Origin of the sequence: Streptomyces zhaozhouensis, assembly GCF_900230195.1 — a bacterium.
Lineage (GTDB): Bacteria > Actinomycetota > Actinomycetes > Streptomycetales > Streptomycetaceae > Streptomyces > Streptomyces zhaozhouensis.
This window is the reverse complement of the sequence record NZ_OCNE01000002.1, coordinates 232,223-256,414: the sequence shown is the minus strand read 5'-3', so window position 1 is coordinate 256,414 and position 24,192 is coordinate 232,223. Positions and strand designations below refer to the sequence as shown.

The 24,192-nt window shown below is 73.5% G+C and carries 21 protein-coding genes and 1 pseudogene; 15 read left to right on the top strand and 7 right to left on the bottom strand.

The window, feature by feature from the left end; genetic code table 11:
• The 8 genes and pseudogenes from CRP51_RS04335 to CRP51_RS04300 all read left to right on the top strand — a co-directional run.
• A pseudogene (locus tag CRP51_RS04335) lies at nt 1-1,380 on the top strand (ThuA domain-containing protein); the annotation flags it as partial.
• Between the two features lie 258 nt (nt 1,381-1,638).
• Nucleotides 1,639-2,760 carry an inositol-3-phosphate synthase gene (locus CRP51_RS04330; RefSeq protein ID WP_097229626.1) on the top strand — a complete coding sequence of 374 codons (1,122 nt, stop codon included), beginning with the start codon at nt 1,639-1,641 and terminating at the stop codon, nt 2,758-2,760.
• Nucleotides 2,757-3,614 (top strand): SCO3242 family prenyltransferase, encoded by an 858-nt coding sequence (locus CRP51_RS04325; RefSeq protein ID WP_097229625.1) that lies wholly within the window; start codon nt 2,757-2,759, stop codon nt 3,612-3,614. Before CRP51_RS04330 ends, CRP51_RS04325 begins: the two co-directional genes overlap by 4 nt.
• Nucleotides 3,611-4,489, top strand: a complete 879-nt coding sequence (locus CRP51_RS04320; RefSeq protein ID WP_097229624.1) for a sugar phosphate isomerase/epimerase family protein — start codon at nt 3,611-3,613, stop codon at nt 4,487-4,489. Before CRP51_RS04325 ends, CRP51_RS04320 begins: the two co-directional genes overlap by 4 nt.
• Nucleotides 4,489-5,115: an EboA domain-containing protein gene (locus tag CRP51_RS04315; protein WP_097229623.1), complete on the top strand. Its 627-nt coding sequence runs from the start codon at nt 4,489-4,491 to the stop codon at nt 5,113-5,115. Before CRP51_RS04320 ends, CRP51_RS04315 begins: the two co-directional genes overlap by 1 nt.
• The gene (locus CRP51_RS04310; protein WP_097229622.1) at nt 5,115-5,972 is read left to right on the top strand and encodes a TatD family hydrolase; all 858 of its coding nucleotides are present in this window, start codon (nt 5,115-5,117) and stop codon (nt 5,970-5,972) included. The genes CRP51_RS04315 and CRP51_RS04310 overlap by 1 nt, the downstream gene beginning before the upstream one ends.
• A gap of 11 nt (nt 5,973-5,983) precedes the next feature.
• Nucleotides 5,984-7,168 carry a metabolite traffic protein EboE gene (eboE, locus tag CRP51_RS04305; RefSeq protein WP_097229621.1) on the top strand — a complete coding sequence of 395 codons (1,185 nt, stop codon included), beginning with the start codon at nt 5,984-5,986 and terminating at the stop codon, nt 7,166-7,168.
• Between the two features lie 83 nt (nt 7,169-7,251).
• Entirely contained in the window at nt 7,252-8,634 is a 1,383-nt protein-coding gene (locus CRP51_RS04300) for an alkaline phosphatase family protein (RefSeq protein WP_097229620.1), read from the top strand.
• Nucleotides 8,635-8,779: 145 nt separating this feature from the next.
• Here the strand turns inward: CRP51_RS04300 and CRP51_RS04295 are convergent, their stop codons facing one another.
• Genes CRP51_RS04295 through CRP51_RS04285 form a run of 3 tightly spaced genes read right to left on the bottom strand, consistent with a single transcriptional unit; the run spans nt 8,780 to nt 12,103 of the window.
• Nucleotides 8,780-11,209 carry an ATP-binding protein gene (locus tag CRP51_RS04295; protein ID WP_245880362.1) on the bottom strand — a complete coding sequence of 810 codons (2,430 nt, stop codon included), beginning with the start codon at nt 11,207-11,209 and terminating at the stop codon, nt 8,780-8,782.
• On the bottom strand, nt 11,206-11,841 hold the full coding sequence (locus tag CRP51_RS04290) for a DUF6879 family protein (protein WP_099459285.1): 636 nt from the start codon (nt 11,839-11,841) through the stop codon (nt 11,206-11,208). Before CRP51_RS04290 ends, CRP51_RS04295 begins: the two co-directional genes overlap by 4 nt.
• Nucleotides 11,834-12,103: a hypothetical protein gene (locus tag CRP51_RS04285; protein WP_097229619.1), complete on the bottom strand. Its 270-nt coding sequence runs from the start codon at nt 12,101-12,103 to the stop codon at nt 11,834-11,836. The genes CRP51_RS04290 and CRP51_RS04285 overlap by 8 nt, the downstream gene beginning before the upstream one ends.
• A 242-nt stretch (nt 12,104-12,345) precedes the next feature.
• On the opposite strand from CRP51_RS04285, the gene CRP51_RS29300 reads away from it, so the two are divergent.
• On the top strand, nt 12,346-13,068 hold the full coding sequence (locus CRP51_RS29300) for a barstar family protein (RefSeq protein ID WP_245880361.1): 723 nt from the start codon (nt 12,346-12,348) through the stop codon (nt 13,066-13,068).
• A gap of 14 nt (nt 13,069-13,082) precedes the next feature.
• Here CRP51_RS29300 and CRP51_RS04275 read toward each other — a convergent pair whose 3' ends face one another.
• Both CRP51_RS04275 and CRP51_RS04270 read right to left on the bottom strand, forming a co-directional pair.
• Nucleotides 13,083-13,733 carry a response regulator transcription factor gene (locus CRP51_RS04275; RefSeq protein ID WP_170970430.1) on the bottom strand — a complete coding sequence of 217 codons (651 nt, stop codon included), beginning with the start codon at nt 13,731-13,733 and terminating at the stop codon, nt 13,083-13,085.
• Nucleotides 13,724-14,869, bottom strand: coding sequence for a sensor histidine kinase (locus CRP51_RS04270; RefSeq protein WP_245880360.1), 1,146 nt, complete (start codon nt 14,867-14,869; stop codon nt 13,724-13,726). Before CRP51_RS04270 ends, CRP51_RS04275 begins: the two co-directional genes overlap by 10 nt.
• 213 nt (nt 14,870-15,082) lie before the next feature.
• On the opposite strand from CRP51_RS04270, the gene CRP51_RS04265 reads away from it, so the two are divergent.
• Nucleotides 15,083-15,700, top strand: a complete 618-nt coding sequence (locus tag CRP51_RS04265; RefSeq protein WP_097229618.1) for a DedA family protein — start codon at nt 15,083-15,085, stop codon at nt 15,698-15,700.
• A gap of 103 nt (nt 15,701-15,803) precedes the next feature.
• Here CRP51_RS04265 and CRP51_RS04260 read toward each other — a convergent pair whose 3' ends face one another.
• Nucleotides 15,804-16,799, bottom strand: a complete 996-nt coding sequence (locus tag CRP51_RS04260) for an arabinan endo-1,5-alpha-L-arabinosidase (protein ID WP_097229617.1) — start codon at nt 16,797-16,799, stop codon at nt 15,804-15,806.
• Nucleotides 16,800-17,002: 203 nt separating this feature from the next.
• On the opposite strand from CRP51_RS04260, the gene CRP51_RS04255 reads away from it, so the two are divergent.
• From CRP51_RS04255 to CRP51_RS04235, 5 genes are all read left to right on the top strand, one after another.
• Nucleotides 17,003-17,674, top strand: a complete 672-nt coding sequence (locus tag CRP51_RS04255) for a helix-turn-helix domain-containing protein (RefSeq protein ID WP_245880359.1) — start codon at nt 17,003-17,005, stop codon at nt 17,672-17,674.
• A gap of 97 nt (nt 17,675-17,771) precedes the next feature.
• Nucleotides 17,772-18,506, top strand: a complete 735-nt coding sequence (locus tag CRP51_RS04250) for an HAD family hydrolase (RefSeq protein WP_245880358.1) — start codon at nt 17,772-17,774, stop codon at nt 18,504-18,506.
• Nucleotides 18,507-18,586: 80 nt separating this feature from the next.
• Nucleotides 18,587-21,028: a glycoside hydrolase family 65 protein gene (locus CRP51_RS04245; protein WP_097229885.1), complete on the top strand. Its 2,442-nt coding sequence runs from the start codon at nt 18,587-18,589 to the stop codon at nt 21,026-21,028.
• Between the two features lie 252 nt (nt 21,029-21,280).
• Entirely contained in the window at nt 21,281-22,480 is a 1,200-nt protein-coding gene (locus tag CRP51_RS04240) for an AAA family ATPase (protein ID WP_097229614.1), read from the top strand.
• Nucleotides 22,477-23,145: a DUF4276 family protein gene (locus tag CRP51_RS04235; protein ID WP_097229613.1), complete on the top strand. Its 669-nt coding sequence runs from the start codon at nt 22,477-22,479 to the stop codon at nt 23,143-23,145. The genes CRP51_RS04240 and CRP51_RS04235 overlap by 4 nt, the downstream gene beginning before the upstream one ends.
• 16 nt (nt 23,146-23,161) lie before the next feature.
• Here the strand turns inward: CRP51_RS04235 and CRP51_RS04230 are convergent, their stop codons facing one another.
• Nucleotides 23,162-24,052, bottom strand: coding sequence for a universal stress protein (locus CRP51_RS04230; protein ID WP_097229612.1), 891 nt, complete (start codon nt 24,050-24,052; stop codon nt 23,162-23,164).
• Nucleotides 24,053-24,192 lie beyond the last annotated feature (140 nt).

Here is a 24,192-nt window from a genome sequence, read left to right as displayed (position 1 = left end):
TTGAGTGACACGACCCGCACCACCCGGTTGCGACGAGCCGGCTTCCTGCTCGTCGGGGGCGCCCTGTGCGCCACCGCGCTGCCCGCGATGTCGGCCGGGGCCGCCGAGGCCCCCGACCGCGCGGGGCAGGAGACCGCGGCCGATCCGTTCGACGTACTGGTCTTTTCCAAGACCGCCGGGTTCCGGCACGACTCGATCGAGACCGGCATCGAGACGATCACCGAGCTGGGCGAGGCCAACGACTTCACGGTGACGGCGACCGAGGACTCGGCGCTGTTCACCGAGGAGAACCTGGCCCAGTACGAGGCCGTCGTCTTCCTGTCCACCACGGGCGACGTGCTCGACGACGCGCAGCAGACCGCGTTCGAGGGGTACATCAACAACGGCGGCGGCTACGTCGGCGTCCACGCCGCCGCCGACACCGAGTACGACTGGGAGTGGTACGACGGCCTGGCCGGCGCCCTCTTCGACAGTCACCCGCAGATCCAGCAGGCGACCGTCAACGTCGAGGACCACGACCACCCGGCGACCGCGCACCTGGGGGACACCTGGGAGCGCACCGACGAGTGGTACAACTACCGCACCAACCCCAGGGAAACCGCCCGCGTGCTGGCCTCGCTCGACGAGTCCTCCTACGAGGGCGGCAACATGGAGGGCGACCACCCGATCGCCTGGTGCAAGGAGTACGACGGCGGCCTCGCCTTCTACACCGGCGGCGGCCACACCATCGAGTCGTTCGCCGAGGAGGACTTCCGCCAGCACCTGCTGGGCGGCATCCAGTACGCCGCCGGCCAGACCGACGCCGACTGCTCCGTCGAGGGCGAGAACCCGGAGGAGCCCGAGTACACCTCGATCTTCGACGGCACCTCGACCGAGGGCTGGACCCAGGCCGGGCCCGGCGGGTTCGAGCTGGACGCCGAGGAGGGCACGCTGACCAGCGTCGGCGGCATGGGCCTGTTCTACTACGAGGCCGAGGCGTACGAGAACTTCTCGCTGCTGCTGGACTGGCGCCAGATCGGTGACTCCAACTCCGGGATCTTCCTGGGCTCCCCGGTCTCCGACGACCCGTGGGACGCGGTGGACCAGGGCTACGAGATCCAGATCGACGACACCGACGTCCCCGAGCGGACGACCGGCTCCGTCTACACGTTCCAGTCGGCCGACATCGAGGCCAGGGACGCCGCGCTCAACCCCAACGGCGAGTGGAACACCTACGAGCTGCGGGTCGAGGGCGACCATCTCCAGATCTTCCTCAACGATGTGCTGATCAACGACTTCACCTCGACCGAGGAGAACCGTAGCCTGGCGGGACACATCGGGCTCCAGAACCACGGCGACGAGGACACCGTGCAGTTCAGGGACGTCCGCGTCGCCGAGCTGACCGCCACCGACTGCCAGCACTGATCCCCCAGATCCGACCAACCGGTACCCCGACTGGCACCACCCCACGACTCCGTCCACCGCCGCGAGGGGCGGCGGGGACGGAGGCCGGCCCCGCGCGGGCCGGAGGGTGACGGCAGGGGCGGAATCGCCGAACCCGCCCCGCGCCGCCGCCTCGCGCGTTGCCCGGTCACGCCGCACACGTGGCCGGGCACCGCGCGCCCTTGCCCCTTCCGCAGCTGCACAGAAAGCCGCGACATGACAACAGAACCCCTGAAACGCGTCGGAGTCTGGCTGATCGGCGCCCGGGGCTCGGTGGCCACCACCACCGTGGCCGGCCGCGCCGCCCTCGCCGCCGGACTGCACCCACCCACCGGACTGGTCACCGCAGGGCCCGCGTTCGCGGGGGCCGGCCTGCCCCCGCTGGAACAGCTGGTGTTCGGGGGCCATGACACCCACCCCACCCCGTTGCCCAAGCGCGCCGAACAGCTCGCCGAGGCCGGGGTGCTGCCGCACGGGCTGCCGTCGGCCGTCGCCGACGAACTGGCGCGCGTCGACGCCGAGATCCGCCCCGGCGGCCCCCAGCCCGACGACCCGCGCTCCGACGAGCAGCTGGTCGACGCGTTCGCCGCCGACATCGCCGCCTTCACCACGGGCCACGGGCTGGCCCGCACCGTCGTGGTGCACCTGGCCAGCACCGAGCCGATGCCGGCCGCCGGCGACGCCCGCGCCCCGGCCAGCGCGCTCTACGCCGCCGCCGCGATCACCGCCGGCGCCTCCTACGTCAACTTCACCCCCGCCACCGGGATGCACGCCGAGGGGCTCGCCGCCCGCGCCGCGGCCGCCGGGCTGCCGCACGCCGGGCGGGACGGCAAGACCGGGCAGACGCTGCTGCGGGCCGTGCTGGCACCGATGTTCGCCCAGCGGGAGCTGGCCGTGCGCGCCTGGTCCGGCAGCAACCTGCTGGGCGGCGGCGACGGCGCCACCCTCGCCGACCCCAGGGCCGCCGCCGCCAAGAACGCGGGCAAGGCCAGGGCGCTGGCCGACAACCTGGGCAGCGAGCCCGAGGGCGAGACCCACATCGACCATGTGCCGGCGCTCGGCGACTGGAAGACCGCCTGGGACCACGTCGCGTTCGACGGGTTCCTCGGCACCCGGATGGTGCTCCAGACCATCTGGCAGGGCTGCGACTCCGCGCTCGCCGCCCCCCTCGTCCTCGACCTGGCGCGGCTGCTGGCCCGCGCCCACGAGCTGGGCCACGCCGGGCCCGTGCCAGGTCTCGGCTTCTTCTTCAAGGATCCGGACACCGATCCGCCGGGGCTCGCCGAGCAGTACCGCGAGCTGCTGGCGCTCGCCGACCGGCTGGCTGGCCGCTCGTGACCGGCGGCAGGGCCCGCGCCTGGGTGGAGCTGGTGCGCGGGCCGGCCGCGCTGACCGTGCCGGGCGACGCCCTGGCCGGCTCGGCGGCCGGCGGGGCGCCGGCCCGCAACACGGCGCTGGCCATCGGGAGTTCCGTCTGCCTCTACTGGGCGGGCATGGCGCTCAACGACTGGGCCGACCGCGCCGAGGACGCCCGCGACCGGCCGCACCGGCCGCTGCCGTCCGGCCGTGTCGCGCCCGCCGCCGCGTTCGGCGCCGCCGCCGGCCTCACGGCCGCCGGCCTGGCGCTGGCCGCCGCGGGCAACCGCGCCCAACTGGCCACCGCCTCCGCGCTGGCCGCCACCGTCTGGGCCTACGACCTCAAGCTCAAGCACACCGCCGCGGGCCCCGCCGCCATGGGCGCCGCCCGCGGCCTCGACCTGCTGCTCGGCGCCGCGGGCGCCGGCCGCGTCGCGCCCGCCGCGCTGCCCCCGGCGGCGCTGCTCGCCGCCCACACCACCGCCGTCACCCATGTCTCGCGGAACGAGGTCGACGGCGGCGACCGGACCGCGCCGCTGGCCGCGTTGGCCACCACGGCCGGCGTCGCCGCCGTCGTCAGCCGCCCCGGGCCCGAGGCCGGCACGGCCCGCGGCTGTGCCGCCAGCTACCTGCTGACGGCCGCGCCCGCGCTGACCCGCGCCGCCGGCCGGCCCACCGGCGAGCACACCAAGGCCGGCGTCGTCGCCGGCCTCCAGGCGCTGGTGCCGCTCCAGGCCGGCCTCGCCGCCCGCGCCGGCGCCCGCGCTCCCGTTCCCGTGCTGCTGACGCTGCTGGGCGCGGCGCGGCGGCTGTCCAGAAAGGTCAGCCCCACATGAGTCCCGGCTTCCGCCTGGCGTACGGCACCAACGGCCTCACCGACCTGCGCCTGGACGACGCCCTCGCCCTGCTGGCCGACCTCGGCTACCGGGGCGTCGCGCTGACCCTCGACCACATGCACCTCGACCCGCTCGCCCCCGACCTGGCCCGCCGCACCGAGGCCGTCGCCGCCAGGCTGGACCGGCTCGGCCTCGCCGTCGCCGTCGAGACCGGCGCCCGCTACGTCCTCGACCCGCGCCGCAAGCACAGCCCCAGCCTGCTCGACCCCGACCCGGAGGCCAGGGGCCGGCGGATCGCGATGCTCACCGACGCCGTGCGCGTCGCCGCCGACCTCGGCGCCACCGCGCTGCACTGCTTCAGCGGCCACCGGCCGGAGGAGACCCCCGAGGAGGTGGCCTGGAGCCGGCTCGCCGACTCCTTCGCCCCGCTGCTGGACGCCGCCTCCGGGGCCGGCGTCCCGCTCGCCGTCGAGCCCGAGCCGGGGCACCTGCTGGGCGACCTCGCCGGCTTCCACCGGCTGCGCCGCCGCCTCGACTCGCCCGAGGCGCTGCGCCTGACCCTGGACATCGGCCACTGCCGCTGCCTGGAGCCGGCGCCCGTCGCCGACTGCGTCACCGAGGCGGGTCCGTGGCTGGCCCACGTCCAGATCGAGGACATGCGGCGCGGGGTGCACGAGCATCTGCCGTTCGGCACCGGGGAGATCGACTTCCCGCCGGTGCTCGCCGCCCTCGCCGGCACCGGCTACACCGGGCTGGTCTCCGTGGAACTGCCACGTCACTCGCACGCCGGACCCCAACTCGCGGCAGAATCGATCCAGTTCCTGGAAGCCGCGCTCACCGACACCCGGATGAGCAGTCGTTCGGAGGTCCCCTGATGGACTCACCCACCCTGCCGCAGGCCCTGGCCGCGCTCCGCGCCGAGCTGGTCGAGGCCGTGCCCCACGAGGCCGCCGAGTGGCTGGAGGCGACCCTCGGCTGGGCCGCCGACGCGGACTGGGAGTCCTCGTTCTCCGTCGCCACCCGCCGCGTCGGCCGCGCCGCGCTGCCCGGGTCCGGGATGCCGGCCGCCGACGCGGCCCGGGTGCTGCTGCTGCACGCGGCCGACGCCGACCTGGCCACCGTCACCCGCCTCTACCAGCAGGGCGACGCCGCCGAGCGCCGCGCCGTGCTCCAGTCGCTGTCCTATCTGCACCTGGGGCCCGAGGCCGTCCCGCTCGTCGAGGACGCCCTGCGCACCAACGACACCCGGCTGATCGTCGCCGCCGTCGGCGACTACGCCGCCGCCCACCTGGACCAGCACCAGTGGCGGCACGCCGTCCTCAAGTGCGTCTTCACCGGCGTCCCGCTGACCGCCGTCTCGGGCCTGGCCACCCGCACCGACGCCGAGCTGCTGCGGATGCTCGCCGACTACGCCGCCGAGCGCGAGGCCGCGGGACGCCCCGTCCCCGAGGACGTGCGCGAGGTCCTCGCCGCCCAGCCGCCGCACCCCCAGGAGCCCTGATGCGCATCTTCGACCCGCACATCCACATGTCCTCCCGCACCACCGACGACTACCGCGCCATGCGGGACGCGGGGGTGCGGGCGCTCGTCGAGCCCGCGTTCTGGCTTGGCCAGCCGCGCACCAACGTCGGCAGCTTCCTGGACTACTTCGACGCCCTCCTCGGCTGGGAGCCGTACCGGGCCGCGGAGCACGGCATCACCCACCACTGCGCGCTGGCCCTCAACCCCAAGGAGGCCAACGACCCGCGGTGCGTCCCCGTGCTGGCCGAGCTGGACCGCTATCTGCGCAAGGACAGCGTGGTCGCGGTCGGCGAGATCGGCTACGACTCGATGACGCCCGCCGAGGACGAGGCGCTGGCCGCCCAGCTCCAGCTCGCCGTCGACCACGAGCTGCCCGCCCTGGTCCACACCCCGCACCGCGACAAGGTCGCCGGCGTGGCCCGCACCATCGACGTGGTCAGGGAGTCGGCCCTGCCCACCGACCGGGTGCTGCTGGACCACCTCAACGAGACCACGGTCGCCGCCGCCAAGGACAGCGGCTGCTGGCTGGGCTTCTCCGTCTATCCGGACACCAAGATGGACGAGACCAGGATGGTCCGGTTGCTGCGCGAGTACGGGCCGGAGAAGGTGCTGGTCAACTCGGCGGCCGACTGGGGCAACAGTGACCCGTTGAAGACCAGGAAGGTCGGCGAGGCCATGCTGGCGGACGGCTTCAGCGACGACGAGGTGGACCTGGTGCTCTGGCGCAACCCGGTGGCGTTCTACGCTCTCAGCGGGCGCCTCGACCTCGGCGAGCGGCCCGAACGCGACGACTACGCCGGCAACGTGCTGCGGCGCGGGGCGCCCGCCGACAGCTGAGAGGGACACCTGTGCGCTTCCGACACCCCAGTGGTGGGCTGATACACCTCGCCTACTGCACCAACGTCCACCCCGCCGAGACCCTTGACGGGGTCCTCGCCCAGCTCAGCGAGCACTGCGCACCCGTGCGCCGTCGGCTGGGACGGGAGCGCCTCGGCATCGGCCTGTGGCTGGCCGCCGACGTGGTCAAGGCCCTGAGCCGCGACCCGAAGGCGCGCGCCACGCTCACCGAGGCGCTGCGCCGGGAGGGCCTTGAGGTGGTCACCCTCAACGGCTTCCCGTACCGGGGCTTCGGCTCGGCGAAGGTCAAGCACCGCGTTTACCAGCCGGACTGGACCACGGACGCCCGTCGGGAGCACACCCTCCAGCTCGCGTGTCTGCTCGCCGGGCTGCTGCCCGACGACGTCACCGAGGGCACCATCTCCACCCTGCCGCTGGCCTGGCGCACCCCCTACGACGCGGCGGCGGAGGCGGCCGCCGTCCAGCAGCTGAACCGGCTCTCGCGCGAGCTGGACCTGCTGGCCAGCGGCAACCGCCGGCAGATCAGGGTCGCCCTGGAGCCGGAGCCCGGCTGTGTGATCGAGACCACCGACCAGGCCGCCCGGCTGCTGACCGGTTCCGAGGCGCCGCCCACCGACCGGATCGGGCTCTGCCTGGACACCTGCCATCTGGCCACCGCGTTCGAGGACCCGGACGAGGCCATCGACCGGCTGGTGCGGCAGGAGGTCCCGATCTACAAGGCGCAGCTGTCGGCGGCCCTGCACGCCGAGCACCCGGAGCGGCCCGAGGTGCGCCGGGCGCTCGCCGAGTTCGTCGAGGAGCGCTTCCTGCACCAGACCAGGGAACGCGCCCACGACGGCACCGTCACCGCCCGTGACGACCTGGACCTGGCGCTGGACGGCGAGAAGCCGCTGAGCGCCTCCGGGCCCTGGCGGGTGCACCATCACATCCCGCTGCACGCGAAGCCGCCGGCCCCGCTGTCCACCACGCTGCCGGTGCTGCGGCAGTCCCTGGCCAGGCTGGTCGGCGGGCGGCGGCCGCTCACCCGGCACCTGGAGGTGGAGACCTACACCTGGCAGGTACTCCCGCCCGAGCTGCGCCCCACGGACGCCGACCAGCTGGCCGACGGCATCGCCGCCGAACTCTCGCTGGCGCGCGACCTGTTGACCGATCTCGGCCTGAAGGAGGAGGCGTGAGCCGCGGCCGGCGTCCCCACGCCGGCTGATCTCCCCGGAGCCGTCACGCACCGAGCCGTCACGCACCGAAAGGAAGTGCTGCCATGAGCCGCCGACTGGTGGTCATCGACGTGGTGGGACTCACTCCCGAACTGCTCGACCACATGCCCACGCTCAAGGCGGTCGCCGCCGCCGGCTCCCAGGCGCCACTGGGCACCGTCCTCCCGGCGGTGACGTGCTCCGCGCAGGCGACGTTCCTCACCGGCGAACTTCCCTCGGGCCACGGCATCGTCGGAAACGGCTGGTACTTCCGCGAGTTGGGCGATGTGCTGCTGTGGCGGCAGCACAACGCCCTCGTCGGCGGCGAGAAGATCTGGGACGCCGCGCGCAGGGTCGATCCCGAGTACACGGTGGCCAACGTCTGCTGGTGGTACGCCATGGGCGCCGACACCGACTACACCGTCACGCCCCGGCCGATCTACCACGCCGACGGCAAGAAGGACCCCGACTGCTACACCAGGCCGCCCGAGCTGCATGACGAACTCACCTCCCGCTTCGGCGAGTTCCCGCTCTTCACCTACTGGGGGCCGACGGCGGCCATCGACTCCTCGCGGTGGATCGCGCACGCCGCCCGCCGCATCCTGACCACCCGGCAGCCCGACCTGACCCTGGTCTACCTGCCGCACCTCGACTACGACCTCCAGCGCTTCGGCCCCGACTCCCCGCAGGCCAGGGCCGCCGCGGCCGAACTCGACGGCGAGCTGGCCCCGTTGCTCGACGCGGCGCGGGCGCAGGACGCCACGGTGGTCGCGCTCTCCGAGTACGGCATCACCCCCGTCAGCCGCCAGATCCACATCAACCGCAGGCTGCGCGAGGCCGGGCTGCTCGAGGTCTACACCCAGGCCGGGATGGAGTACCTGGACCCCTGGGTCTCCCGCGCGTTCGCCGTCGCCGACCACCAGGTCGCCCACGTCTACGTGCGCCGTCCGGAGGACCTGGAGCCGGCCCGCGAGGCGCTGAAGGACCTCCCCGGCATCGCCGAACTCCTCGACGACGAGGGCAAGGCCGCCCACGGCCTGGACCACCCGCGCGCCGGCGACCTGGTCGCGGTCGCCGACGAGGACTCCTGGTTCACCTACTACTACTGGCTGGACGACGCGGACGCGCCGGACTACGCCCCCACCGTCGAGATCCACCGCAAGCCCGGCTACGACCCGGCGGAGCTCTTCCTCAACCCGGAGGACCGCATGGTCAAGGCCCGCGCCGGGGCCGCCCTGGTCCGCAAGAAGATCGGGATGCGCTACCGGATGAACGTCATTCCCCTCGACGGCGCCCAGATCCGCGGCAGCCACGGCCGCCTCCCCACCGACCGGCGCCACCAGCCGGTGCTGATCTGCTCCGACCCCGAGGCGCTGAACGGCGACGAGGTCGCGGCGACCGAGGTCAAGTCGCTGCTGTTGCGGCTGGCGGGGGTGGACAAGGAGTAACGCGCGGCGCGTCGGCGGTCGCGGCCGCCTCCCACTCGGCTGAAGGCGGCCTCGGGGCGGCCGGCGCGGCCTCCGGCCGGTCGGCGTCGATCAGCAGGGCAAGCCCGCGGTGCCGGCCGACCGTGATGAAGGCGCTGCCGGCCGGCTACCCCGACTCCGGCGCCACCCGCGCGCGCAGCTCCCGGGCGCGGGGGTCGTCGAAGGCGGCGGTCAGCCGCAGCACTTCGGTCCGGCAGTGGTGGGACTCCTCGGGGTGTGCGGCGTCCAGGGCCGCGGCCAGCCCCTCCAGGGCCAGGGCCTCGTGCCAGGCGTCGCCCAACTCCCGGTGGGCGGCGGCGGCGCGGCGGTGGAAGGCGGCGGCGTCCTCGGGGCGTTCCATCCGCGCGTAGACACACCCGGTGCCGTGCCAGGCGAGGGCCTCGCGGCCCCGGTCGCCGAGCCGGCGGTGGAGCACCGCCGAGCGTTGGTAGGACTCCAGCGCCGGCCCGTACGCGCCGAGGGCGCGCTCCGCGGCGCCGAGCGCGAGCAGCCAGTAGGCCTCCAGCGTGTGGTCGCGCAGCTCCAGCGCGATCTCCACGGCCTCCCGCGCCGCGTCCAGGGCCGGCCCGGGCTCGTCGCGGTCGAGGTGGACGGCGCTGAGGACGGACAGCGCGTCGCCGACGCTCGCGGCGCGGCCCCCGGCGCGGTGCGCCGCGAGGGCCGGGCCCACGTCGTCGGCGGCCGCGCCGAGCAGGCCGGCGTCCCAGCGGGCCCTTCCCCGGTTGGCGAGGAGGATCGACTCCCAGCGTTCGTCGCCTACCTCCCGGAACACGTCCAGGGCGTGGTGGAACGCCCGCTCCGCCTCCGCCAGTCGCCGCCCGCGCAGCTCCAGCAGGCCGAGCAGGTTCCACGACAGGGCCTCGCCGCGTGCGTCACCCAGCTCGCGCCAGACGGCGAGCGCCTCGCGGTGCCGGGCGCGGCTCTCCTCGGGCCGGTTGAGGCGCCGGCAGGCGGTGCCCAGGCTGTCGAGGAACCATGCCTCGCGCGGTCGGTCGCCGGCCCGCCGGGCGGCGCCGAGGCCGAGCGCCCCGACGGGCAGCCAGTCGGCGGCCGGCGCGGACGGCGGCTGCGCGTCGTACCACACGGCCGCCAGCCGCCAGGCGAGGCCGTGCCATCCGGCTTCCCCGGCGGACCGCACGGCGGCCGGGACGTTGGCCCGCTCGCGTTCCGACCACTCCACGGCCTGGTCGTAGGTGGTAAAGACGAGTGGTCGCGCCGCGTCGTCGCACGGCGGCAGGGGGACGGGTGCCTCGTCCGGCTCGATCCATCGGCGAGCCGACTCCGCCGTGTGCAGATACCAGTTGACCAGTCGACGCAGGGGGTCGGTGGACGCCTCGTCGACCGGTTCCTCCCGCTCCTCGCGGGCCAGGCCGGCCGCGTACACGCGCAGCAGATCGTGGAACGCGTACCGGTCGGGCCCGGTCTGCTCGACCAGGTGCGCGCCGACCAGCACGTCGAGCGTCTGCCGCGCCCGGCGCACCGGGAGGTCGGCCAGCGCGGCGACGGCGCCCGCGCCGAAGTCGGGCCCCGGATGCAGACCCAGCAACCGGAAGACCCGGGAGGCGTCGGCCGGCAGGGCACGGTAGGACCAGGCGAAGACCGTCCGCACCGCTTCCGCCTCCTCCTCGTCGCCGGAGCTGAGCGCGTCCCACAGCGCCGAGCCGTCCCGCAGCTCGTCGATCAGCTCCTCCAGCCGCATGTGGGGGCGGCTCGCCGCCCGTTCCGCCGCGATGCGCAGCGCCAGCGGCAACCTGGCGCACAGTCGCGACAGTTCGGCGAGTGCCTCCTCGCCGTCCTGCCGCCGGAACCCGGCCGTCACCACGCGCAGCAGCGCCACGGCCTCGCTCTCCGGCAGCATCCCCAGCGTGAGGCGGTGCGCGCCGTCCCTTATGGCCAGCCCGGAGAGCCGGTTGCGGCTGGTGACGACCGTCAGGCAGTGCTCCCCGCCGGGCAGCAGCGGACGCACCTGGCCGACGGTGGCGGCGTTGTCCAACACGACCAGCACCCGGCGGTCCGCCAGCAGCGACCGGTAGAGGTCGGCCGCCGCCTCGCCGTCGGACGGGACGGCGTCGGCGGGAACCCCCAGCGCGGGCAGAAAGCGCCGCAGCGCCTCCTCGGCCGTGACGGGTTCGCGGGGGTCGTAGCCGCGCAGATTGATGTACAACTGCCCGTCGGGAAAGCGCTCCTTGACCCGGTGCGCCCAGTGCAGGGCGAGCGAGGTCTTGCCCGCGCCCGCGGTGCCGGCGATCACCCAGACGGAGACGGCCGTCGGCTCGCCGTCCCGCTCGGGCAGGACGGCGTCCAACTGCCCCAGCTCGTCCGCTCTGTTGACGAACCCCCTGACGTCCCCCGGCAGTTGGCGCGGGGCGGGGGCGCCCCGCGCGCGTTCGTCGTGTTCACGGTGGCTCTCACGGTGGCCGTGGAAGTGCACGCCGCCACTGACGCTCCCCGCCTGCACCGTGTCGCGGGAGGTCCCGGAGAGTTCCGCGTGGGTGTCGCGGCGGGGCGCGCTCTCGCCGTGCGCCGGCTCGTTCACCCCTGTCCCTGCTCGGGGAAGGGCGAGGGGAGGTGGGCCACATAGCGGTCCACGTAGGAGACCACGTCCTCGCCCTCCTCGTAGAGCCCCTGGATGAATGCCGTCCAGCGCCCGATCAGTTCGGGGTCGGTGTAGCGGCGGCAGCCGTCCAGCACCCCGGCGTCGGTGTAGAGCACCTCGTAGAGCACCAGGTCGCCGAGGACGACGACCTCGGGAAGCGGGCCGGCCGGCTCCCACTCCCGCACCCGGTCCGCCCCGATGACCCGGATGCCCTTGCCGGCCTTCGCCTGCACCCGCAGCGCGTGCGACTCCCACTGCATGTAGGGGGTCAGGGGCTCCTCCACCACCCGGACGCGGTGGAACGGGGCGCGGCGCTCCTCCTCGCGCCGCGCCGCGGCGAGCCAGTCGTCGTGCTCCGCCTCCAGCAGTCGCAGCGCGTCCTCCCAGCGGCCCTCGGTGAGCGCGTCCCGGCTGGGGTCGTCCTGCTCCTCGAAGTGCTGGAGGCGTTCGAACTTCCAGGAGGAGCGGTCACGCACGGCGTTGTCGATTTCCGCGAAGTCGGCGCGGTAGGGGTCCAGGGCCAGACGCGTCCCCAGGGCCGGGTCGAGGCGCAGGTCGGAGGAGTCAGTCATCGGGGATGTCCTTCTTCGCCAGCCGCATCATGCGGCCGGGGATGATCACGAGGCGTTCGTCCGAGGCGACGGCCACCCCTTCGGGGAGGCGCGCGCGGTAGGTCTCGGTGTGGTCCCGGCCTATCACCGCGACGTCCCCGTTCTCCAGCTCCCAGATGTCCGGGCAGCCGTTGTGGTCCTTCGAGTCGCCCGTCTCCGCCGCCGAAACGCCTAACCGGCGCGCGAACCCCGCTGACGTGTCGACTTCCCACCCTCGGTCCATGACCGTCTCCCCGCCGTCGCCATCGTTGCCGTCGTTGTCGTCGATGCCCGTGTCCGTACGGTAGCGAGCGCTTTCGGGGGCGACAACGTGTGAAGTCGGCCATCGGGAGGAGGCAGGTGACCTGTGCATATGCCAGATGGGCCGCGCCTCCGGAGGCCCTCGAACTCACGCCCGGGAAGTATGCGTTGACGTGTCTGATTGACGCGTGCGGCGTCGGCCGCCGAGCCGGCAGAATGAGGCGCATGTGTGCGTTGGCCGTGCGGCTGAGGGACCCGGGGACCGGGGCGGCGTGGGTCGAGGCCGGTGCGGTCGAGGGGCTGTTCGAGGCGGGGGCGGCGGGCGGTCGCGGCGGGGAGCGGGAGCTGTCGCTGCGCGGGGTCGTCGGGCCGGTCGTCGGGCCCGGCCGGCTGGGGCCGGCCGAGGTGGCGCTGCTGGACGACGCCGGCGCGGTCCTCGGCGCCTACCCCGTCGAGGCCGTGACCGTCGGCCCGGTCGACGGCCGTGACGCGGTGGTGCGTTGTTCCTTCCACCGGTTCCCGCACCCGGCCGCCGGCGCGGTGTGGCAGGAGTGGGCGCGCGCGTTCCCGTCCGCGCCGGGGGGCTGGGCGACGGGCGGCGCGGAACACCGCGCGGGGTGGCTGGAGGTGGCGCGGCTGCACGCGGCCACGCCGGGGGCGCGCGCGGGGGAGCGCGGCGGCGGGACATACGGCCTCGACGGCCGCGCCCTCGTCGACCGCGCCGCGCTCTACTGCGCGCTCGGCGAGGCGGTCAAAGGCCCCGGCGGCTACTACGGCGCCAACCTCGACGCCCTCCACGACTGCCTGACCGGCGGCTCCGGCCCGCGCCCCCCGTTCACCCTCCGTTGGCACCACGCGGCCGTGGCCCGTGCCCACCTCGGCGAGGAGTACGCCGACGCCTTCGCCGCCACGCTGCGCGAGGCGGGCGTGGAGCTGGCGCGGGGCTGAGCCCGTCCCGGCGGTCAGGCGCCCAGATAGCGGAGCACCGCCAGGACGCGGCGGCTGTGGGTCGCCGTCGCCGTGTCGGTGAGGCCGAGTTTGGTGAAGATGGCGTTGACGTGCTTCTCCACCGCGCTGCGCGAGACGAACAGCCGGGCGGCGATGGCGGCGTTGGTGTGGCCCTGGGCCATCTCCGTCAGGACCTCGCGTTCGCGGGCGGTCAGGGCGTCGAGGGAGCGCTGCTGGCCGCCCCTGGCCAGCAGTTGGCGGACCACCTCGGGGTCGAACGCGGTGCGGCCGTCCGCGACCCGGGCCAGCGCGTCGAGGAACTCCTCGATCTCCACCACCCGGTCCTTCAGCAGATAGCCGACGCCCTCCGGCGCACCCGTCAACAGCTCGGTGGCGTAACGGCGTTCGACGTACTGCGAGAGCACGAGCACCCCGACCTCCGGCCAGCGCGCGCGGATGGCGAGGGCGGCGCGCAGCCCCTCGTCGCGGTGGTCGGGCGGCATCCGGACGTCGATCACCGCGACGTCGGGGGGTTCTGCGGCGACGGCCGCCAGCAGGGCGTCGGCGTCGCCGACGGCGGCCAGCACGTGGTGGCCCTCGTCGGCGAGGAGCCGGGCCAAACCCTCGCGCAGCAGCGTCGAGTCGTCGGCGAGTATCAGTCGCATGGCAGCTCCGCGGTGATGACGGTGGGCCCGCCGGGCGGGCTGTGGACGTCGAGCCGGCCGTCGAGCGCGGCGACCCTGCGGGCCAGGCCGAGCAGCCCGCCGCCCGCCGGGTCGGCGCCGCCGCGCCCGTCGTCGGCGACCCGCAGCGTGAGCGGTTCCGCCGCGCCGCCCGTGACGGTCACGGTGACCTCGGCGGCGTCGGCGTGCTTGACCGCGTTGGTGACCGCCTCGCAGACCACGAAGTAGCCGGCGGTCGCCACCGGGCGCGGGGGCTCGGTCACCGGGGTGTGGCGGAGCCGGACCGGCAGCGGACAGCGTTCGGCGAGGGTCTCCAGCGCGGCGCCGAGGCCCGCCTCGTCCAGGACGGTCGGATAGACCCGCCAGGCGACCTCGCGCAGCTCGGCCAGGGCGAGGGCCGCGTCCTTCCTGGCCTGGCCGAGGTGCTCGGCGGCCCGCTCGGGCGAGCGCTGGGCGCGGCTGAGCGCGAGGCCGAGGGCGACCAGCCGCTGCTGGACGCCGTCGTGCAGGTCGCGTTCGATACGGCGGCGTTCCTCCGTGATGGCCTCGACGACTCCGGCGCGGCTGTCGGCGAGTTGGGTGATCCGGTGGCGCAGCGCCTCCCGCTCGCTCGGCCCGAGGAAGTGGTGGGCCAGCCGCGTCTCCACCCCGACCAGCGCCGACACGCCCAGCACGGTCAGCGACGCCAGAAAGGTCCCGCCGATCCCCGAGGGAACCGTCGCCAGCGGGGAGCCCAGCGCCCACCCCCACAGCAGCAGCGATCCGTAGCCGAGGCCGATCACCAGCGTGGCCAGCGTCAACGCGCCCAGCACCGCGAGCCCGACGCGGCAGCTGAGATAGGGCAACGCGCGGTGGGCGGGCCAGCTCCCGGCGATCTCGGCGCCCAGGAAGCGGATCAGCCGGGCGCGTTCCAGCCGGGCGGCGCGGACGGTCAGCGCGGTGAACGGGGGAGTCGCCGTGCCGCGACGGGCGCGTCCCGCCCAGCCGAGGAGGACGACGGGCACCAGCGCCAGGCCGGTGACGACGCCGGTGGCGACGCCGGCCAGCTCCCCGAGCAGGCGACGCGACCGTGAGCGTGACCGGGGACGTGACAGGGTGGGTGGGCGCTTCTCTCGCACCCCTGGACGGTAGGCGAAGCGGGGCGTGGCCGGTACTGCGGAGAACCACACGGTGATCGCGGAGAACCACACGGTGAGTCATGGGGTGGTCCGCGTGGCGTTCCGGGTCGGGGGACTTGTAGCGTCTCCCATGTGATCGTATCCTCCGCAACTCACCAACTCGCTTCCTCGGCCGAGGACCCGGGCGGCATCGCCGGGTGGGCCACCGACCTGATGGAGGCGATGGGGGCCCCGGGCGCCGGCCTGGCCATCGCCCTGGAAAACCTGTTTCCTCCGCTGCCCTCCGAGATCATCCTGCCGCTGGCCGGCTTCACCGCCAGCCGGGGCGACATGGAACTGTGGGCCGCGCTGCTGTGGACGACGATCGGCTCGGTGGTGGGCGCCGTGGCGCTCTACTGGGTGGGCGCGGCGCTGGGGCGTGACCGGTTGATCGCGATCGCCGAGAAGCTGCCCCTGGTGAAGATCGCCGACATCGAGAAGACGGAAGCCTGGTTCGCCAAGCACGGCAACAAGGCGGTCTTCTTCGGTCGGATGATTCCCATCTTCCGAAGTCTGATCTCCATCCCGGCCGGGGTGGAGAAGATGCCGCTGCGCACGTTCCTGGTGTTGACCACGGTCGGCAGCGCCATCTGGAACAGCATCTTCGTGGTCGCCGGCTACCACCTGGGCGAGAACTGGGAGGAGGTGACCGACTTCGTCAGCGTCTACTCCAAGGTCGTCCTCGTGGCGGTGGTGTTGGGGCTGATCGGTTTCATCGTCTACCGGTCCACGCGCCCGGGTGGCGGCAGGCGCCGGGCCAAGGCCGGGCAGGAAGCCGGCCAGGACGACTGACGGCCGACGTCCTCTCGCGGGAAGCACGCGGTGTGGGGTGTTCGCCCCGGGAGAAACCCGGGACGGACACCCCACGCGTGTGCCAGGGGCCCGGTCGGGGGCGTCAGTAGGCGACGGGCCAGCCGCTGCTCCAGTCCAGCAGGTTGACGCCGAGCTTGGGGGCGCCGTTCTCCTGGCCGTCGTAGTAGTGGTAGACGAGCAGGTCGCCGTCGGAGTCGTTGAGCACGCTCTGGCCGCCGGGGCCGATCCACCCGTCGTGGCTCTCCAGCACGAACGTGCCGCCGCCGTCGCGCAGGTCCACGCCGTCGGCGTCCAGATAGGGGCCGGTCGGGCTGGTCGCCCTGCCGACCCGGACGCGGTATGTGCTGTCGGTGCCGGCGCAGCAGGTGCCGTAGGAGTTGAACAGGTAGTAGTAACCGTCCCGTTTCACCAGCGCGGGCCCCTCGATGCCGCCGTCGGCCGAGGCGAGGCTGTGCAGCGCGGTGTCGCCGGGGAACTGTTTGCCGGTCGCCGGATCGATCTCGATCAGCTTGATACCGGTCCACCACGATCCGAAAGCCAGCCACCAACGGCCGTCGTCGTCCACCATCAGACTCGGGTCGATCGCGTTGTAGTCGTCACCGGCGTCGGTGCGGTGCACCATGCCCTGGTCGTCCCAACTGCCGGGCAGCCCCGTCGGGCTGGTGGCCAGGCCGATCGCCGAGGTGTTCTCGCCGAAGTTGGAGATCGCGTAGTAGAGGTGGTAGCGGCCGTCGTGGTACGAGACGTCCGGCGCCCACGGGTTGCGGTCCGGGGAGATCTCGCCCCACCAGTCCTCGGGCGCGGTGAACGCGGAGCCGGCGTCGGTGAACGCGGTCCGGTCCGTCGAGATCCGCGCCTCCAGGAGCTCGTTGGAGCCGTAGACCACATAGCCCTGGTCGGTGCGGACCATCGACGGGTCGTGGATGCCGACGTCACCGGTGACCAGCCCGGGCGGCGGGTAGGCGGCGGAGGCCGTCGGCTGCCACAGCAGCAGCGCGCAGGCGAGACCGAGCAGTGCGGCGAGGGCGGCGCGGGTCGCGCGGGTCGCGCGCCCTGCGCGCGTGGTGGGGAAACGCACGGGGTCTCCTTGTCCGGGTGGAGGTGCGGCGCCCTGTGGTCGCTCCCGCGACGGAGAACGTTGCCGGGCGGGTGTCGGATGTGACGGCCGTCACAGTTCCGCCCGGCGGATGGTCGCTCGCGCCGTCCCCCGTGCCCCTTCCGGGCCGGTGGGCGGTCCGTGATCAACGAGCGGTGGAGGCCGGTTCCGGGGAGGCTGAGGGGGTGGAGAACCATCGCACGGACGTCGGGCGCAGGATCGCGCTGCGGCGCGAGCAGCTGGGGCTCGACCGCTCCGCGGTCGCCGAGCGGGCCGGGGTCGCTCCCGAGTACCTGCGGTATCTGGAGGAGCGGCCGGCCTCGCCGAGCTACGCCTCGTTGACCAGGGTGGCCCGCGCCCTGGAGACCACGGTCGCCGAGCTGATCGGCGGCCCCCCGCCGAGCGGCGCCGCCCCGCCGGAGGTCAGCAACCGGGACGCGCTGGCCGAGTTGGACGAGGCGACCTGCTGGGAGCTGCTGGCCGGTCACACCGTCGGCCGCGTCGCCGTGGCGACGGACGGCGGTCCCGCGATCGTGCCGGTCAACTACGCGCTGGACGACCACACCCTGGTCTACCGCACCGCGCCCGAGACCTCGCCGGCGCGTGCCGCGGAGGCGGAGGAGCTGGCGTTCGAGGTGGACCACCTCGACGAGGCGCAGCGCGTCGGCTGGTCCGTGCTGCTGGTGGGGCCGGCGCGGCGGCTGGCCGACCCGGGCGAGGTCAGCGCGTTGACCGAGCGCCTCGCCGCGGCCGGGGGCGACCCGGCGGGGACCGAACCCTGGGTCGGCGGGGAACGCGACCTGTGGGTGCGGCTGACCCCGCACCGGGTCACGGGCCGCCGCGTGACCCTCGTCTGACGCCGGGGCCACCCGTTTGCGGGGCCGCCGCCGGCGGGTTCCCATGGAAGGAACGCCACGGCGCTGCCGTGGCCGACCAGGGAGGCGGTGGTGCCCGGTGACTGCGACCGTGCCGGACCTGTGGGAGTGCCATGCGGTCATCTTCGACACCGACGGGGTGATCACCGACTCGGCCTCGGTGCACGCCGAGGCGTGGAAGGAGGCGTTCGACGAGGTCCCCGGCGTGGACCCGCCGTTCGACGCCGAGGAGGACTACCGGCGCCACGTCGACGGCAAGTCCCGGCTGGACGGCGCCGCCGCGTTCCTCGCCGCGCGCGGCATCGAACTGCCGGTGGGCGACGTGGAGGACCCGCCGGGCACCGAGACGGTCTGCCAGGTCGCGGCCCGCAAGGAGGAGGCGTTCATGCGGCGCCTCCACGCGCGCGGCGTGGACGTCTTCGCGGGCACCGTGCGGCTGTTGAACAAGCTGCACGAGGCGGGCGTGCCCTGCGCCGCCGTCTCCTCGTCGCGGCACGCCCGGGACCTGCTGGCCAGGGCGGGCGTCCGCTCGCTGCTGGGCACGGTGGTCGACGGCAACGACATGGCGCGCCTCGAACTGCCCGGCAAGCCGGACCCCGCGCTCTTTCTGGAGGGGGTGCGCCGGCTGGGCTGCGACCCGGCGACGGCGGCCGTCGTCGAGGACGCCCTGGCGGGGGTGGAGGCCGGGCACCGGGGCGGCTTCGGGCTGGTCGTCGGCGTCAACCGCACCGAGACCGAGGGCGGCGCCCACGAGCTGAGCGAGCACGGTGCCGACCTGGTCGTCGACGATCTCGCCCGGCTCGTGCGGAGGTGACCGGCGTGGCGAGCGGCATGGACGCGCGCGAGCCGCACCGGTCCAGGGGGCCGGAGGAGCGGACCGGACCCACCGAGCCGATGGACCGCTGGGCCGCCTGGTCCGAGGAGGAGCGGCAGATCGACGGCTGGGAGTGGGAGTACGAGGGCTACGACCCGCGCGAGGAACGGCTGCGCGAGGCGCTCTGCACCCTGAGCAACGGCTACTTCTCGACGCGCGGAGCCGCCCCCGAGACAGCGGCCGGCCCCGCCCACTACCCGGGTACCTACGCCGCCGGCCTCTACAACCGGCTGACCTCCACCCTCGCGGGCCGCCGACTGGTGCACGAGGAGATCGTCAACCTGCCCAACTGGCTCCCGCTGCGCTTCCGCGTCCACCCCGACGAGGGCGCGACCGGCGAGTGGTTCACGCCGGACCTGTACCCGGAGGGGCTGCTGCGCTATCACCAGTCGCTCGACCTGCGACGCGGGGTGCTCACCCGGGAGATGCGGCTGCGGGACCCGCACGGCCGGCACCTGAACGTCACCCAGTCCCGGCTGGTCTCCATGGCCGACCCCCATCTGGCGGCGCTGCGCACGGAGTTCAGCGCCGAGGACTGGACGGGGTCGATCGAGGTGGAGTCCGCGATCGACGGGCTGGTCGGCAACACCGGCGTCGCCCGTTACCACGATCTCGCCGGCCACCATCTGACCGAGCTCGGCACCGGCGCCGAGGAGCCGGACGTGGTGTGGCTGCGCTGCCGCACCAGCGCCTCCGACGTGCGGATCGTGCTGGCCGCCCGCACCCGTGCCACCCCGCAGGGGCCGCCGGAGGCGACGCACGACCGGCTGACGGACTTCCGCGCGGCGCAGCGCGTGATCCTGCCGCTGGGCCCCGGACGGCCGTTGACCGTGGAGAAGGTCGTGGCGCTGCACACCTCGCGGGACCGGGCGATCGTCGGACCGCTGCCGGCCGCGTTGGAACGGGTGCGCCTGGCGCCCGACTTCGACGGGCTGCTGGCCGACCACGCGGCGGCCTGGGCGCGGCTGTGGCGGCGCGCGGACCTCCAGGTGCCGGGGGAGCCGGGGCATGTGCTGCGGGTGCACATGTTCCACCTGTTGCAGACGCTGTCGCCGCACAGCGCGGAACTGGACGTGGGCGTCCCGGCGCGGGGGCTGCACGGCGAGGCGTACCGGGGGCACGTCTTCTGGGACGAGCTGTTCGTGCTGCCCTATCTCAACCTGCACTTCCCCGAGCTGTCGCGGGCGTTGATCGGCTACCGCCACCGGCGGCTGCCGGCCGCGCTGCGGGCGGCGGCGGAGGCGGGGCGCGAGGGCGCGATGTACCCGTGGCAGTCGGGTTCCGACGGCCGCGAGGAGACGCCCGAGGTCCATCTCAACCCGCGCTCCGGCCGCTGGCTCCCCGACAACTCGCGCCTCCAGCACCATGTGGGCTCGGCGGTCGCGTACAACGTGTGGCGTTACGGGCAGGCCACCGGCGACACGGAGTTCCTGCACACCGAGGGCGCCGAGATGCTGACCGAGATCGCCCGGTTCTGGACGGCGATCTCCGAGTTCGACCGGGGCGAGGGCCGTTACCGCATCCGGGGCGTCGTCGGGCCCGACGAGTACCACGAGGCGTACCCGGACGCCGAGCGCGCCGGCCTGGACGACAACGCCTACACCAACGTGATGGCCTCCTGGACCCTCGCCCGCGCCGCCGAGCTGCTGCGCACCATGCCGGTCTCGCGCCGCGCCGAACTGGCCGACCGCGTGGGGCTGTCGGACGCCGAGCCGGAACGCTGGGACGAGGTCTCGCGACTGCTGCGGGTCCCGTTCCACGAGGGCGTGATCAGCCAGTTCGACGGGTACGGCGAGCTGGCCGAGCTGGACTGGGAGGGCTACCGCCGCCGTTACGGCGACATCAGGCGGCTGGACCGGCTGCTGGAGTCCGAGGGCGACTCCGTCAACCGCTACCAGGCGTCCAAGCAGGCGGACGTGCTGATGCTCGGCTATCTGCTGACGCCGGGCGAACTGACCGAGCAGTTCGCCCGGATGGGATACGAACTGACCGAGGAACGGTGGCGCGCCACCGTCGACCACTATCTGCGGCGCACCAGCCACGGCTCGACGCTCAGCGGAGTCGTGCACGCCTGGGTCCTGGCCAGGGCGCGGCACGCGGACGCGTGGTCGTTCGTCAAGGAGGCGCTGGCCAGCGACGTCGCCGACATCCAGGGCGGCACCACGGCGGAGGGCATCCACCTGGGCGCGATGGCCGGCACCCTCGACCTGGTGCAGCGCGGGCTGACCGGACTGCGTTCCGAGGACGGCGCGCTGTGGCTCGACCCGTCGCCGCTGCCGCAACTCCAGGAGTTCGGCTTCTCGTTGCGCCACCGGGGGGTGGGGCTGCGGTTGCGGATGCGGCCGGGACAGCTGTGGGTCGGGGTCCCGCCGTGGGAGGAGTACCCGGTGCGGTTGGTGCTCCCCGACCGCACGGTCGACGTCGCCCCCGGCGAGGACACGGCCATCCGCCTGCCGGACTGACGCCTGCCGGACTGACGCCTGCCGGACTGACGCCGGCCGCCGGCCGCTGGGGCCGCTGCCGCGTCGTCGTCCGCGGCCCGTCACCGAGCACGCGCGGCTTCCCGCGCCCCTCGGCCGGCACCGCGGTCCACTGGGGTGAACGGGGGCGCGGAGAACCGTCCGCCGGCTGACCGGCAAGCCCTACGATGTTGATCAGCAGGCTCAGCGGTGTCACCGTTGGGGGTTCGGCCACGAGCATGACGAGGAGCTTCCATGCGGCCACCCGTGATTGAGTCGATCAAGGTCGAGAACTACCGGGTTCTTCAGAGCGTCGAGATCAAGAAGCTGAAGCCCTTCACGGTGCTGGTGGGTCCCAACGGGAGCGGGAAGTCGACGCTCTTCGACGTGTTCGCCTTCATGGAAGCCTGTTTCACCTCCGGAATCCGTCATGCCTGGGACAAACGAGGTGGGGCGCGCCAGTTGCGTTCCCGTGGCGCGAAGGGGCCCATCGCGGTTCAGATCTCCTATCGCGAGCAGTCGGACAGCAAGCTGCTGACCTACCGTCTGGAGATCGACGAAGAGCGCGGCCGGCCGGTGGTAGCCCGAGAATTCCTGCGCTGGACTCGGTCGGCAGGGCCGGGGCGTCCCAGTCACATCCTCGACTTCCGGCAGGGCGCCGGATACTTCGCGGACGACGAGACCGGGGTGAGAACCCAGGAGCATCTCGACGGGCCGGACAAACTCGCCGTGAACGCGTTGGGGCAGTTCAAGTCTCATCCCCGAGTTGCTGCGCTGCGCCGGTTCATCTCCGGTTGGTATCTCTCGTATCTCTCTGTCGCCGAGGGGAGGAAGTCTCCTGCCGCGGGGCCGCAGGAAAGGCTGTCGCAGTCGGGGGACAACATCAGCAACGTTCTGCAGTATCTGAGTGAGAATCACCCCGAGCGGCTGCGGTCGGTCACGGAGGCCCTGCGGGACACGGTGCCGGCGCTGGAGAGCGTCGAGTACCGGACGTCACCGGACGGGAGGCTGGTTCTCTTCGTCAAGGACGCGCCGTTCGACGAGCCGGTCCTGGCCAGTAACGCCTCCGACGGAACTTTGAAGCTGCTGTCCTATCTGACGCTGCTGTACGACCCCGACCCGGCGCCCTTCATCGGCATCGAAGAACCTGAGAACCACCTGTATCCCTCGGTGCTTTCCGGCCTGGCCCACCAGTGCCGCCAGTCCAGCGAGCGCTCGCAGGTGTTGGTCACCACGCACTCGCATGACTTCATCAATTCGTGTCGGGCCGACGAGGTGGTCGCCCTCTACCGCGGCGCGGACGGATACACGCGTGTGGTGCGCCCCGACGCCATTCCGTTGGTGAACGACATGCTGGAGCACGGAGCGCTGTTGGGCTCGCTGTGGCAGGAGAACTACTTCGACGAGTTGCCAGAACCGCGTACCCCCGTCAATGACCTCGGCCCGCAGTCATGAGCCGCAAGGCATCGGGTCCCTCCCGGAGCCGCAGGTCGCGCTCTTCTCTGCTGCTCGAAGTCCTAGTGGAGGAGGAGTCGGCAAGTGAAGCCCTGAAGCCGCTCCTGTCCAGAATTCTGGCGGGATGGGAAGTGCGAGTCAGGGTGCATCCGTTTCGGGGGAAGCCGGATCTCCTGAAGAAGCTTCCGAACAGGCTTCGGGGATATGCCGCGGCGCGTCGGCGCGGGGAAGACATCCGCGTGGTGGTTCTCGTGGACAAGGACGGCGACGACTGTAAGGCACTCAAGCAGCAGTTGGACGTGATAGCCCGAAAGGCGGGTCTGGTGCCACGGGTGGCGAAGGGGGCTGACGGCGCGTTCCACGTGCTGAACCGCATCGCGTCACGCGAGCTGGAGAGCTGGTACTTCGGGGACTGGGATGCCGTTCGCGAGGGGTTCACGAAGGTACCCGCCGAGCCTCCCAGGGCCTACCGGGGGAACCCGGACGTGCCGGCGGGGAAGTGCTCCGATGCCTTCGAGCGGGTGCTCCGTTCATGCGACACGCGGATCGCCTCCAAAACGGAGTGGGGGAGGCGGATCGGTCCTCATCTGGACTGTGCGGGGAAGAACAGGTCGCCCAGCTTCCGCGCCTTCGTGGACGGCGTCCGCGACATCGTCTCCCGCTGACCACCCGGCGGCGCACTCAGTCCCCGTGGGGCACCACCGCCACCGGGGTGCGGGCGTGGTGGATGGCCGCGTGGGTGACGGGGCCGGCGCGCATCGCCAGCAGGGGGCGGCGCGTGCGGCGGCCCGTGACCAGCAGCGCCGCGTGGAGGGAGCCCGCGTCCAGCAGCACCTCGGCCGCGTTGCCGTAGCGCACGTGCTCGATCACCGGCACGCCCGGGTACCGCGCCCGCCAGGGCGCCAGCACCCCGACCAGTTCCTCGCCGCGCTGCGCCTGGAGGTCCGTGTGCTCGCGGGTGCCCTCGAACTCCTCGGGCGGCGTGGAGCCGAAGAGCGACGGCGTGCCCCAGGCCCGCACCGCGCGCACGGCCGCGCCGCGCGCCGAGGCCATCGAGAAGGCGAACTCCAGCAGCGTGGCGGCCGGTTCGCCCAGGTCCTTGAGGCCGACCACGATCTCGTCGCCCTCGGTGTCCTCGGCGGGCGCCAGGTCGTTGGGCCCGTCGTCGGGCCCGGAGCGGACCAGCACGACGGGGCGCGTGGTGTGGGTGATCACCGGCAGCCCGACGGAGCCGAGCAGGAAGCCGGCGACCGGGCCGTGCCCCCGCGTGCCCAGGACCAGCAGCTCGGAACCGGCGGCCTGTTCCACCAGGCCGGCGGTGGCCATCTCCGGCAGCAGCTCCGTGGTGATCGTCAGCTCCGGGTGCCGGCCGGCGACCTCGTCGCGGTGGTCCTGGAGCAGCCGCTGGGAGGCGGGCTCGTCGGGAACGGGCGGCGCGTACAGCGGTTCGTTGATCCAGGCGTGCACCAGGTGCAGGGGCAGTCCGCGACGCACCGCCTCGCGGGCCGCCCACTCGGCGGCGGCCCGGCTGTGCCGGGAGCCGTCCACGCCGACGGTGATGGGGCGGGTCATGGCGTACCTCGAATCTCGCCTGTTGCGACGCATCTCGCCTCGGTCACGGCAGCGGCGGCGGGCCCACGGCGGGTACCCGCCCTCCGTGCCACTCTCCCGCGCCGCGCCGCGCGGGGCGAGCCGGGCGGGTCCGCCCGGGG